Source organism: Paenibacillus sp. FSL K6-1566 (assembly GCF_038050475.1).
In the GTDB taxonomy this organism is placed as follows: Bacteria; Bacillota; Bacilli; order Paenibacillales; family Paenibacillaceae; genus Paenibacillus_AQ; species Paenibacillus_AQ lactis.
Genome location: NZ_JBBOSR010000001.1, coordinates 1,061,369 through 1,074,229, shown reverse-complemented (window position 1 = coordinate 1,074,229; position 12,861 = coordinate 1,061,369). Strand labels below are relative to the sequence as shown.

Sequence of the window (12,861 nt, the reverse complement as noted above, 5' to 3'; positions counted from 1 at the left end):
CCGAATTTATACTGTAACAAACAATCGAAAGAGTGATTGAACATGAAAGCTCGTAAGTTATCGGCCATCCAGCCTCAGATGTTCCAATTCGTGGATATGGATGAACTCGTGCCGAAAAAGCACATCCTGCGCCAACTGAACGAAGCGCTTGATTTTTCCATCGTTCATGATTGGGTGGCGCCGCTGTATACGGAACGTACCGGCCGCCCGGCGGCTGACCCGGAGCGGATGATTCGACTGATGCTGCTTTCGTATTTGTTCAATCACTCTGAACGGGAATTGTACCAGCTGCTGCCCATGCATGCAGGCTATTTATGGTTTTGCGGACTGGATTTCAAATCCGTCTTGCGCCCGGATCCATCGCGGCCGTCCCTGCCGGATCGAACGACCTTGGTGAAGACTCGGAAATTATGGCGAAAACACGGCATTTTCGAAACGCTGATGAAACATGTCGTCGATCAGTGCATCGCTGCCGGATTGGTCCAATCCGATGTGCATGCAGGCGTCGACGGCACCCAAGTACGCGCCAACGCGTCTATCCACAGCTTGAAAGAAATCGTCGTGGCCCCGGTGGAGTCGATCGAGGACTATTTGGCTCGCATGGCCCGGCAAGATGAACAGACCGATTGCGCCACCCATGATTCCGATGACGATAGCCCGCCGACGCCGCCGCCCGCGGAGCAAGAGCGGCGGCTGGAAGATGCAGCAACTCATGAAGATTTTCATGGCAAAACCTTCTCGAACAAGACCCACCGCAGCGTGACGGACCTGGATGCCCGTTTGTACAAAAAGAGCAACGGTCAGGAAGCGCATTTGCGGTATTTGGTGCACCATGTGACGGATGTCCAGTCCGGCGTCATTCTGTCTGCACAAGCGAGCATCGCGTCGGGATCGGCCGAGCGTGAGACGAGTTTGCGGCAGCTCTCCGCGATCCGTTTTGCCCATCCACAAATCCGGATTCGAACGCTTTCTGCTGACAAAGCCTACGGTACGAGTGATTATCTGCAAACCCTATTCATGCAAGGGATCGTCCCACTGGTTTCTCTGCGTAACCTGACACTTGAGGATGTACCGATTTACAAGCGTCAAACGAACGATCCGGAACGACAACGCAAGCGGCTGGCGAAAATCCAGGAAGTCCAAATCCGAAACAGAGCCAAACAGATTCACTCACTGGTTCTTACCGTCATCTGCAAAAGTTGCGAACCCGCTGTGAACATGTGTTTGCTGAAAGCAAAGTTGTGCATGGCATGGTTCGCGCACGGAGCCGCGGACTCGACTGCATGCAGGAACAGGCGCTATTGACGGCAACCGTTCAAAATTTGAAAAGGTTGTGCCGGTTTAGGAAAAAGCGCCCTCAAACCGGTATGTCGGCATGCCAAAAAACGAAATCCGTGATGACGGAGGCGGTGTCAGGCCTGCTCATTTCGGCGCTGGCTTGGTGGCTTTGCTCATTTTGCATTCCAGTTAGACGGCTGGAACTGACTTAAATCACCGGACATTTAGACGAACCGCCGTATACCGAACGGTACGTACGGTGGTGTAAGAGGGACGGAGGTTAGTCACCTCCCCCTATCTTCATTGAGGAAAATTTCAGCATACATATGAAAATCTACAACATCTACGGTGATATGTTAGAAAAAATCATTGCGGATCTCCATTAAAACAAAGCCCACTTGCCTTTTGGAGGCAATGGACTTTGGTAACCAGCGTAAAGCTATAGGGAACAAGGTACTGCGGGACAACAAACTACCGCTCTTATTCATCATTCCATCCCATTTCATCCCTCACCTTTTCATTTCCACCTTCTTACTTCAAGGCCCCCCTTGATTGAACTCCACTTCAAGTCCGCTCAGATTGTCCGTAAAGAGCCACTTTCCGAAGGGCTTTCTCAAGCTTGGGGACGATTTGAGCCCAATCATATTTCAACGCCAGGTTTCGGCCCCTCTCCCCCATTTGCCGCCGCGCGTCCTGATTCTGTAAAAGGTAAATGATATGCCCGGCGAATTGTTCCATATCGCCGGGTTCCGAAAGAAGGGCGTTTCCCCCGTGTTCCGCGTATACATTGATGCCGCCACAGTTCGTTGATACGACAGGAATCCCCGATGCCATAGCTTCCAGTGGAGGAAGGCCAAACCCTTCGTATTCGGAGCTGAAGAGCAAAAAGTCCGCCTGCCGATACCAAAGAGGAAGCTCCGTCTGCGGGGGATTCATGATAAATTTGATGGGAAACGAAAATCCATTTAGTTTCGGCGGTGACTGACAAACCCAGAGCACGTTAAAGCGCGCTCCCCTATTCCAGACAAGTTGCAAGGTCCGAAGAGCAAACACAAACCCCTTGAAACGTTCATTTGACGCACCGACCAGCAGAATCGTCCCGTTCCCCGGAGGCTCGCCGGGATGGAAGCGGTTTGTATCGATGCCGTTTGGAATCACATGGCTTGTTCTTGCAAAACGGGATTTCAAGGTGTCCGCCAATACCGGAGATACGGAGGCAATCGCAACAGGTTCGGCGTACAAAGCGCGAAGAGAGTTGCGAACAGTGGCAAAGTGTTCCGGTGCGATATCATTAAACAGCCAGGGATAACCCTGTTCCAAATAGAGAAGCGGAACGCGGCTGCTTTGGCTGCCCTCCAATTGACTTATCCATCCGAGAACCACGGCATCGCAATGTTCAAAATAAGGGAAAACGCTTTGGCCTTTTGGGATCAGGGTGGCTTCATCCGTTTCGACGTGGGACCATGCCGGCAAAACGGAATCTCCCGGTTCTCCGACAGAAAAAGCGTGTATGCGGTGACCGCGCCGTTTCAGGTGGTACATCTGCTCAAGCAAAATTTTCATTCCACCGGTCAGATGCGGATGCGGTAACAGGTAACCTAAAGTAAGCCGCTTGGCATGTCGAACGGAAGGCTTCTCCCAAATGAAATCGATTGTCGGTGTCGATGCGGCACATGGTGGTGTGAACGTGAAGATTTGGGCCCCGCCATCGCTGGTTTCGATCAAACGATAACTGCACTCCAAATGACGGAAGTCTAATAAATGCCACCGGCTTCGATGGGTTTCGTGGATGTTTCCCAAATACTCCCCCTGGTTGGACGGATAAAGGGGGGTGGACACGATGAGTACCTTTTCCGTGTGGCGTAAAAGATGATGAAGAAGAGCAATCCCCTCCTCTTTCGGAAAATGTTCCAAAACATCGATGAGTAAAATCACATCGTAGTTGGGGAGCCTCTCCAACAAATCGCGGACATTCCCATAATAAACTTGATTATACACATGTTCATGGATCGGATTCCGATATCCCTCGTAGACTTCAATACCATCCATGATTACATGCCATTGTTCCTTATGATACCGCCCGAAGGGAACCTCCAGTACTTCACGGCAAAGCAGTCCATATTTTCCGAAGCCGACCCCAACATCCAAAATGGAACGCGGCTGTTCCGCCATGATCTGTTCCAGCAACTGCGGGATCGCCTGATAATAACTGGTGGGCATGAATGAAAACCTCCTCTGTTATCGGTCAAAAACCAATCAAGCACAATGGCGGGGTGATTTGTAATGGAAGAACAAAGTTACCGTACCTGCGCTTTGCCATATCCACATAACTGGCCGCTAAACCCGCCAACGGTTCCAGACGACCGGCATCCAACCTGCGGGCAGCTTGAAACCATGTAACGGCTTTAGCGAAATCACCCACCGAATGCGCAATCACACCAGCCAGGATCGTTTCCTCGAAAGAAATCGTGTTTTGGCGTTCGATGCACAGTTCAACGAGGCTCTGTCGGCATTCTGGTGGTGCGGTCAGAAATGCGGTCATCATTCGGACGGGGAGCCAAGGAACCGCCAAACCGGGCCGCAGCTGACGCAGGAAATGAAGAAGCGCCCGCCATGCGCCGCTTCGCAATAGTGCCTGCTGGCATCTGCGGCAGGCGGATAACGGAAGGGTGTAAACAGGATCCCCCTTCAGCAAAGCCTCGACCGCCGAGAACGAAGGATCAGCAATGGAAAGCCGCTCGATCTGCTTCATTCCAGCCGACCAATCGTCTTCTTTCATCGAAAGTGCCCACAGATAAAGATGGCTTTCCGTACGGTATTCAGGGTGTTCCGCCAACTGTTGCAGGAACAAGCGGGCTTGTTCCTCCTCGTTGTTCTGAATGAGGGAACAGGCGTAGAGGATGGGGTTCACTGGCCAGGTACCCGGCTGCCCCAGTAATCTCGCGGAAGTTTCCCTTCTTCTGGCTTCAACGGCCGCTTCCAGCAAAACATTCCGGACGTGTTCTGGAATACGCCCCTCATGCTCGGTTAAGAAATCAAACATCTCCTCCTCTGTCCCAAGTCCAAAGGAGACCCATGCGAAGCGGTGCCAAGCGGGACTATAACCGGGGGAATACTCCAAAGCCTTTCGATAATGGCTGATCGCATCCTGCATGCGAAACAACCGCTCGCAGATCATTCCGGCCAAATAACGACTGCGATAGGTCCCCGAACCGGATGAGGTCGTATATTGCAAGGGGTTTTGCCCGGCTTGCAACGCTTGCATGACGGCTTCCAGCGACTGTTCCAGATACCCGCTTTCCATGTGAATCGTTGCTTTGAGCTCCCATAAATCCGTAAAATCGGGATAGAACAACAAGGCCTCGTCAGTCAGGTTCAACGCTTCTTGCACTTGTCCGGTTTCCCGCAGGCAATACACCGTTTTTAACACCAGGTCCGACGTGAATCCGGCGAATACCGGTGTTTGGGGGATTAGGGGCTGAAAAATGTGGAGTGCACGCGCATAATCGCCCGTCTGAAAATATTCCGTTCCGAGTGCGTACCGCATGCGTGGATCGTCAGGGCTTTGTTCCACTACTTTCTGCAGGATGGCCAGGTTGCGCTCATTCTTCTTTTTCCGTTCCAACACCTCGTCTAAATACCCGTAATGGCGAACCGTAAGGGAGGCATAAGCGATCTGGGAGCCGGGGATGGCGACGATCGACGGGACGATATCCTCATGAATCCGTCCGGTGTAAGCGATACGGGGATCGTTACGAAACAAACGGCACACCGAATCCGTCACATATTCATCTCCGGGCTGGGCGCCGATGAAGTTAATCATTTGAACATGGCAGCCGTACACATCCGGCTGTTCTATCAGGTGTTGGAGGGACTTGGCGTCCATCTCACCCAGCTCCTCATCCGCGTCTAAAACAAGAATCCATCGGCCGGTCGCATGCTTTAGCCCGGCATTGCGGGCTTCAGCAAAGTCCTCGTTCCACGGAAAGTCGATGATGGTGGCACCATGCCGGCGGGCGATGTCACGGGTTCCATCGGTTGATCCTGTATCCACAACAATCATTTCCCGCACCAACGATTTTACGGATTGAAGGCAGCGGTCGAGATGCCTCTCTTCGTCACGGACGATCATGCACAAAGTTAATTCTAACGTGTCCAAGATCCTCTCCCCTTATGAAAATCCGTCTTCAAACGGAGCCGCCAGTCGCGAAGCCCGGATCAACCCGGCCTGTTCGGGTGCTCCTTTCCAGTAATCCAGCCGAGTATCCGCAAGATGAATGGCCGTTCGAATCAAACGTTTGGCCTCCAGCGCGTTCCAAGGCTCCCGCACGTCCAGCAGCCGTTTCCAGGTTTCCAGGATGGGTAAAGGATTTTTACCTGCCGCCGATGCGATACGAACGGCAAACGGAAGCTCCTCCGAGGGGACGCGTTCCGGAAACGATTGCACCTCTTCTTTGCTGCGAAGCCAGTCTACCCAACCTTTCATTTGTTCCACGGTCCGTTTGTTTTGTGGCGTACTGCGCAGACGTCTCAGAAGCCGCTGTGCCCCTTTTACATCGCCTCCGAGCAACTTGCGGGTAATCGTAACCTGAGCAGGCAATTCTTCTGGCAGACGTGGTTTCCATTTCTGTATGAGCAGGGAGACGGTATGATAACAACCGGTTTCAAGCAGCAATGTGAGGATTTTTCTGATCGGTTCCGGCGAGCGGATGTTCAATCGATGCAAAATGATGGTGTAGAGCTCATGTTCAAGCCCTCTACATTTCATATACCGAAATAATCGGCAAAGCGGAGGATTCAAACTCGGCTTTGCCCGCAGTGCAGCCAAATACCAGTCTGCTGCGACGCTATAGTCGCATAACGTTTCATGTAACAATCCGAGCGTATAACAGGTTTGATACGTTCCGACACCTTCTTCCGTGTGAAAGCCTTCTGGCGCCGGGCCAAGCTGATACGCTTTGAAAAGCGATGCTTTCGCAGCTTCCATTCTCCCAAGCGCCATTTCGCAGCTTCCTTTTATATGCAGTAGATCCGTGTAGGCTGGATACTGTACCAAGCCTTCCGCGCAAAGCTCGATCGCCTCGTCAGTCCTTCCAAGCGCCTGTAAGCATCGTGCTTCGCATTTCACCAACAAATGGGCGTAGCTTACCTCCGGAGAAATTCCGGCACGTGCTTTGTGAAAAGCCTGAAGAGCCTGTTCGGTTTGCCCGATTCGCAGGTATTCGACGCCAAGATTATACAGAAGAAACGGGTCGTCCGGGGTCTCTTCCTGCGTTTTCAGCAAAAGCTGCAGATTCCGGTTCACCTTGTTCTTCTTCGTGATCACGCTGTCCCGGTATCCATCGTGATGAATTTTTACCTGGCTCATATGAAAAGCCGCGTCCGGTTTATGGCGGCAAATGCTCGCGGCGATTTGCTCGTGAATCCGCCCTTCAAACCGGTGCTCCTTCGCCCGGCGAAACATCCTGAGTACCGGGTTGATCGACGTTCCCTGGTTTCCATCGCCAACAACATTGTGGATATTCATAAAAAAACCATCGTATTCCGTATGCTGTGCACAAAGAAGAAGCTTTTCCTGATCCTCCTCATCAAGCGTTTCGTCGGCATCCAAAAACAAGATCCATTGGCCCGTTGCAGCATCCAATCCCACATTGCGGGCCATGGCAAAATCATTTTTCCAGGGGAAATCGATCACATGGGCACCAAACGCGCGAGCGATATCCGGTGTTTCGTCAGAGGAACCGGTATCGACCACAATCATTTCATCCACAACCGCCTTCACACTTTGAAGACAACGCTGCAGATGGTCCGCTTCGTCTTTAACGATCATGCACAGCGAAATCCGGGGGTGAGGCATGTTCGTTCCTCCTTTCCGCGGCATGCCAACTCGTATGCCATCCGGTCGCCTCAAGCAACCGGATGCTCGTATCCACCCGTTGCAAATCTTGATGAAAGACATGGTGATGTGGCGCCTTTTCCAGACTTTCCACGAGCAGATTTCTTGCCATCTGCAGGTAGCTTAACGAGACGCCAATTCGCGCGCTTGCGTGATCGGGGGCCTGGTTCAGCACTTCCTCGAAGAGCGCGATCGCATGATTGTAATGCCCTTTGTCGTAGACAATTTCCCCGAGGAAATACATGCCTTCCCCATCTAACGTTCCGTCTTTCATGAATGTGAGCAAATAGTCGGCTGCCGGGAGAACAAAACCATGGCGATATAGGGATTTTGCTAACAGAAGCGGAAAGGAAACATCCAACCGGGATAGTTTGTGGGCGATGCGTGTCAGTTTACGTTTAACGGCACGCTCCATTAACTCAGGTACCACCTCGCGGATGGAGGAGTCGCAGACAAACGTTTCCTTCATTTCCCCTTGTTGAACGTAGCGGTCGAGCCATTCAAAAATCCGCTGCTCATCGGGCGACAAATGCTTATAAAACCGGTAAGGCAAATCGAGCTCTTCGCTCCAGCGGCAGAGAGCGGAATCCAGCACCCGGGCCCTGGATCCTTCCGAATAACCCGATTCCGGTTCGTGCAAACGTTCGAACGCTTCGCAAAACTGGCCGGTTTGCATCAAACATTCGGCGAAGAGCCCCTTTTGCTCCTGGCTCGGGGATTCCATCGTCTTCAGCAGGCCTAAAGCTTCAGCGTAGGCGCCAACATGCGTCAGCAAACGGGCAAGCAGCGCCCGATTGTCTTCACAAGCCGATGCGGTGACCGCATGCAGCCGTTCCTGAATGGTTTCGTCCGATACGCCAAGTTCATGAAGGAGATCGGTCCACTCTGCCAATCCGGATTCGTATAAGGGCTGGTCGGTCACACATGCCTCGTACCATTCGCTTGCCTGCTGCAGCGAACCTAATTTTCGAGCGATCCGCGCTAAAGCATGGAGCGTACGAAACCCGCCAATGCCTGTTTCTGTAACATACTTTTGAGCCAGTTCCTTGCATTGTGTTGCCTTACGGTAGGCCTCATAGGCTTCCTGCAAACGCCCCGTATTGGCTAATACGTCTCCTAAGAGGTGATGCAGGTCCGGGTAATCGGGATATCTGCGGATTTCCGCCTGAAGCAGCTGAATCGTCTCTTCAAAGCGGCCAAGCTCGATCTCAATTTTTGCGCTATCGCGAATCAGCGTGGGTCGGTAGGCCGCCTCCAAAGGCGTATGTTCACGTGCTAATGCTAACATTTCGGAAGCTTTCTCCGGGTTTCGCATCTGGCAGTAGGTGATCCCGAGGTTGTAGAGGTGAAAGGGATCCTGCGGCTGCTGTGCCAGTATGCGGTTCAGAATATGAAAATTGCGTTCGATTTTTTGTTTCTCCTTCAACTTTTCGGGCAAATATCCGTCGTGGAGCAGCATCAAAGGAGAGGCTGCGATCTCCTTCCCCGGGATGCACTGTCCATCTGACGAGACGATCTGCTCATGGATGCGACCGACAAAATGGTAACCCTGATCTTCCCTCCGTCGAAACAAACGTACGGGATGGAAGGTCACGCACTCCCAAGGTTTCTTGCCCACACGATTGACCATTTCCACCGTCAAGGCATTCGCATCCGTTTGCATAAGATATTCCCGTAAACGGTCCGTGCCCTTAATGACCTCTTCGTCAGCATCGATCACGAGGACCCATTCAGCCATCGAGTGGGATAAGGCTACATTTCGTGCTTGGGCGAAATCGTCTTCCCAAACGGCCGAGAGCAGGGTTGCCCCGAAGGTGCGGGCAATGTCTACCGTACGATCCGAAGATCCTGTATCGACGACGATGAGTTCATCGGCGATGTGGCCTATGCTTTTCAGACAACGGGCGAGTTGATCTTCTTCATTTCGAACGATCAGGTGAACTCCTAATAGAGGATCGGACATGATGAACTCCTTTCTTTAAGAAAGGAGCACATGGAATCCCATGTACTCCCTCCGAATTTACGTTCCTTGCGCATTAAAGTACACATCAATGGTGGTCGATTGACCGGTTGTCGTGGATTTGTAGGAAAGTCGGGTATACTTCAGGAACCGCTTGGGTACCAGTACATCGACCGATCCGACACTGATCGGACTTGCGGTGCTCACATCCACAAACCAGTTCGTCCCGTTGGCGCTGATTTCAATTTGCGCATCCGCTGTGTTCGAACCGGGTCCGGCATTGTAAATAAAGAAAGAATAGGTGCCCAACACCGATGTGGTTACCGTCGCGAGCGGTGTGAAGGTATCCCCGGTCGCAACGCTGGTGTTGGGAATTTCCAGGAAGCTCTTCTGGGATATCGATGTCACACTGTCCAGCGTACCCGCTGTAATTGTCGCACTTTCTACCGCCGTTAACGTCCCGGCCGTAATCGTGGTGCCTAGCACAGCAGCGAGGGTACCCGTGGTGATCGTGGCGCCCAACAATGCGTCCAGCGTCCCGCCGGCAATCGTTGCGCTCTGCACAGCTGCAAGGGTCCCCGAAGTTATCGTGGTGCCCAGCACAGCAGCGAGTGTACCGGTGGTAATCGTGGCTCCCGATAAGGCATCCAGCGTACCGCCAGCGATCGTTGCGCTTTGCACCGCAGCGAGCGTTCCGGTCGTGATCGTGGTACCAAGAACGGCAGCGAGCGTTCCGGTGGTAATCGTGGCGCCCGATAACGCATCTAGCGTACCGCCGGCGATCGTTGCACTTTGTACCGCTGCGAGAGTACCGGTCGTGATGGTCGTCCCAAGAACGGCGGCGAGCGTTCCGGTGGTAATCGTCGCTCCCGATAAGGCATCTAGCGTCCCGCCAGCGATCGTGGCGCTTTGTACCGCAGCGAGGGTCCCTGTTGTAATCGTAGCTCCCCCGACCAATAATTGGGCATTGGAGTCGACTGCCAGCGCTCTGCTTGTACTTCCGTCCTTACCGAATATTAATGTGCGCAGATCGTCGGCATTCGTGTTAAAAGCTGAAAAGTTCGGCATGTATTCTCCCCTCCTTTGATTGAGGCCATAAAGGCCTCATTCAAAATATGACGAGGTGGAAAATGTTGTTTGTGTGAGTGTCTTCCCTACCAAAAAGAGGCGGTTGGCCGTTCGGAATGGATGCTATGCCGAGGACTGCGCCTGGTAATACACATCCACCCGAACCGTTTTGTCCTGATCCTGCGACAGCAAGGCGACTCGTGTAAACCGAAGAAAACGGGTCGGCACCATCACGATAGTTTGACCGGGGGGGACCGTTTCTTCGCGATCCGTTGTATAATGCTCGCGGTCAGGGCCAATTTCAACCCGTACGGAAACGGGTGTATCACTAAGGTTAATCACTGCATAGGAGTAAGTAATCTGTCTGGCAGTCTCTTGCGAAGGCAGAAACGTCCATTCAGGCTGGACCTCGATGTCGGTAAACTTTCGTTCCCGAAATATCCTGGACGGTATGGGCTGAATGAGACGTACCAGGATTCGCCCTTTTCGATCGACAAGAACAGGGTGAATGCATCTTTTCTTGTCGGAGCCATAAACAAGCACACTGTCGCGGCAGGCCTTTAACCGGCGGATCGATACAGACGTATGCTTATTTTTTTTGCATCCTCTTCGAGCCGGTCTCTGCTTGTTCCTGCATGTTAGTTTTTGATGCCGCAGGCACTGGCGATGTGCTCGATTTGCGCATTTTTTTCTAACGTCTGATTTAGGCATACGATTTCCTCCGGGTTTTGGTTCATATAAAATATGAACCTTCCGTACGATAGGGGAACGGCTAACGCCCGAAAATATAAATGATTTCTGGATAGCGCAGCATCAAAAATTCGGAAAATAAACTTGTAAATCTAGTATTAACTTTCCCGTACAAGTATCTTGTTCAGTAGCATCTGAACAACTTATTAACCTGAATTTAGAAAGTAACCTATCTTGAAAATCTAGATACACTGACAGTACCTTTTAAGGCAATCCTAAACTAGACCCTTGCTCATCCATTTGAAGGGCCTTGTGAGAACTTTTATTTGTCCAGCATCAAACTAGGCCGGTTGTTCGATGCTTACTTTGACTCCTAAAGACTCTAGGCGTTTGATCGATTGCTTGATTACAATGTCTTTTCGACGTTGGTCGTAAAAATCCGCTCCAAGTTCGACGTAATCCTGTTCTCGAACCAAAAGGTAATAAACAATGGTCAAAATGGTATGGCCAACAGCGACAGCGGCTCGATTCGCTCCCCTCCGGGCAGCAATCCGATGGTACTGTGCAGAAAGGTACGAATTTTTGGTTCTCGCAGCTGCTCGTGCTGCTTCGACTAAAGCATGACGAAGTTTCTTGTTGCCTTTTCGTGTTCGACCGGACTTTCGTTTTCCGGCACTTTCATTGTTACCTGGAGTCATCCCTGACCACGAACACAAATGAGCAGCAGATGGGAATTGATTCTTAACGTCGGTACCGATTTCCGCGAGAATTTGTTCAGCGTTTCGTCGGCCAACTCCGGGAATGGTATCCAATCTCTCCAAGTCTTTCTCAAAAGGGAGCATGCGAGCCCTTACTTCTTCGTCTATCTTGGTGATTTGTTCATCAAGGAAATCTATATGCTTTATTTGAGCCCCGAGCATCAGTTTTTGGTGGGACCCAATCATGCCATGTAACGCACGCTCAAGGTCGGCTTTTTTATTCTTTAAACGTTTTTTGGCTAAATCGGATAGGAACTTGGGATCCTCCACTCCTTGAATCATGGCTTCAATCATAGCCCGTCCTGATACGCCAAGTGTATCTGTCGCTACGGAGGACAACTTAATGTTTGCTCCTTCCAGCACTTTTTGAATCCGGCTCACTTCACGGGAGCGTTCATCAATTAGGCTTCGGCGGTAGCGAACCAATTCACGTAATTCGCGTTGTTCGCGATTGGGAATGAAGCTGCCTTGCAGCAGACCGTGCCGCAGCAAATTAGCGATCCATTCGGCATCTTTTACATCGGTTTTGCGTCCCGGCACCGCTTTGATATGTTGGGCGTTTATCACCATGACTTGAAGTTCCTCCAGCTCCAACAGGTTATAGATCGGTTTCCAGTAGACGCCGGTGCTTTCCATCGCGACGTGGGTACAACGATGACTTTTAATCCAGTCGGCCATCTGAATCAAGTCATCGGTCATCGTACCGAAAGTCCGAATCTCTTTGCCTTTCGGTGTTAGAATGCAGGCTGTTACGTTCTTCTGCCGTGAAAGTTTGCGCTCGTAATACTCCTCCGGTGAAATCGAAAGAAATAAAACATGCTGCTCAATCCCGTCGTTGCGATCAAGCGAATAATAGGCCCGATGGCGATACGTTCGCAGCCTGTAGGCGCTTTCTTCCAAGTCGAAGAGGCGGATTTCATGAGCAACTTCTTCATCTACATCAACCCATACATCCGTCTTAAAAAAAGGATACATATCCCGCAAATTCATCCTTTTCATTCAAGTCCCTCCATTTTGGTTTGATGGCAAGCCAAAACAGAGGGGGAGAACGACAGCCAGCGCTACCTTTTATGCATTTGTGTAATAGCTGAAAAAAACAAAAAAGACCTTGCCGCAGAGCATGCCAACACTCCATTGCGGCTAAGTCCGAATGTGTTCGTATTAAAAGCCGTAGAACAAATTCATAAAATGATTGCGGCCTAACATTATAG

At 51.4% G+C, this 12,861-nt stretch carries 7 protein-coding genes and 1 pseudogene; 1 reads left to right on the top strand and 7 read right to left on the bottom strand.

Annotated features, from left to right (window positions below; genetic code table 11):
- The first annotated feature begins 42 nt into the window (after positions 1-42).
- Positions 43-1,490, top strand: a pseudogene (locus tag NST08_RS04680) (transposase).
- Between the two features lie 352 nt (positions 1,491-1,842).
- Here NST08_RS04680 and NST08_RS04675 read toward each other — a convergent pair.
- The 7 genes from NST08_RS04675 to NST08_RS04645 form a co-directional block, all read right to left on the bottom strand.
- The gene (locus tag NST08_RS04675) at positions 1,843-3,498 is read right to left on the bottom strand and encodes a glycosyltransferase (protein ID WP_251536430.1); all 1,656 of its coding nucleotides are present in this window, start codon (positions 3,496-3,498) and stop codon (positions 1,843-1,845) included.
- A gap of 25 nt (positions 3,499-3,523) precedes the next feature.
- Positions 3,524-5,437, bottom strand: a complete 1,914-nt coding sequence (locus NST08_RS04670) for a tetratricopeptide repeat-containing glycosyltransferase family 2 protein (RefSeq protein ID WP_251536428.1) — start codon at positions 5,435-5,437, stop codon at positions 3,524-3,526.
- A 12-nt stretch (positions 5,438-5,449) separates the two neighbouring features.
- A complete protein-coding gene (locus NST08_RS04665; protein WP_251536426.1) occupies positions 5,450-7,135 on the bottom strand; it encodes a glycosyltransferase in 1,686 nt (561 codons plus the stop codon).
- Entirely contained in the window at positions 7,098-9,137 is a 2,040-nt protein-coding gene (locus NST08_RS04660; protein WP_251536424.1) for a TPR domain-containing glycosyltransferase, read from the bottom strand. The genes NST08_RS04665 and NST08_RS04660 overlap by 38 nt, the downstream gene beginning before the upstream one ends.
- A gap of 57 nt (positions 9,138-9,194) precedes the next feature.
- Positions 9,195-10,202, bottom strand: coding sequence for a DUF6385 domain-containing protein (locus tag NST08_RS04655; RefSeq protein WP_251536422.1), 1,008 nt, complete (start codon positions 10,200-10,202; stop codon positions 9,195-9,197).
- 123 nt (positions 10,203-10,325) lie between these two features.
- Entirely contained in the window at positions 10,326-10,913 is a 588-nt protein-coding gene (locus tag NST08_RS04650) for a DUF6385 domain-containing protein (RefSeq protein ID WP_251536420.1), read from the bottom strand.
- 320 nt (positions 10,914-11,233) lie between these two features.
- Positions 11,234-12,649, bottom strand: coding sequence for an IS110 family transposase (locus NST08_RS04645; RefSeq protein ID WP_251536418.1), 1,416 nt, complete (start codon positions 12,647-12,649; stop codon positions 11,234-11,236).
- Between the last annotated feature and the right edge of the window lie 212 nt (positions 12,650-12,861).